This window comes from Thioclava sp. UBA3469 (genome assembly GCF_002378135.1).
Lineage (GTDB): Bacteria > Pseudomonadota > Alphaproteobacteria > Rhodobacterales > Rhodobacteraceae > Thioclava > Thioclava sediminum.
Map to the genome: position 1 here is coordinate 1,818 of NZ_DFRG01000238.1, position 368 is coordinate 2,185.

Consider the following 368-nt stretch of genomic DNA (forward strand, 5'->3'; position numbering starts at 1 on the left):
CTTGAACATGTGGACGCTCTGGATTTTCGGCCCCGCGGTCGAGGACCGGCTTGGGCCGGGCCGGTTCACGCTGTTCTATCTGTTCTGCGGTATCGCGGCCAGCCTGGCGCATGCCCTGGCCAACCCCGATTCCGTCATTCCCGCGCTCGGCGCATCCGGCGCGATCGCGGGCGTGATCGGCGCTTATGCGCGCATGTTTCCGGCGGCGAAGCTGGTGGTGATGGTGCCGGTTCTCTTCCTGCCGCTGTTCTTCGAGGTCCCGGCCCTTGGCTTCGCGATGATCTGGCTCGGCCTGCAGGTGATCCCCGGCATCCTGTCGCTGGGCGATCAGGCCATGGGCGGCGTCGCCTGGTGGGCGCATATCGGCG

At 67.4% G+C, this 368-nt stretch carries 1 protein-coding gene; it reads left to right on the plus strand.

Annotated elements, in window-relative coordinates; translation table 11 throughout:
• Positions 1-368: rhomboid family intramembrane serine protease (locus B3D39_RS16970; RefSeq protein ID WP_286789913.1), on the plus strand; the 368-nt coding region annotated here is incomplete at both ends.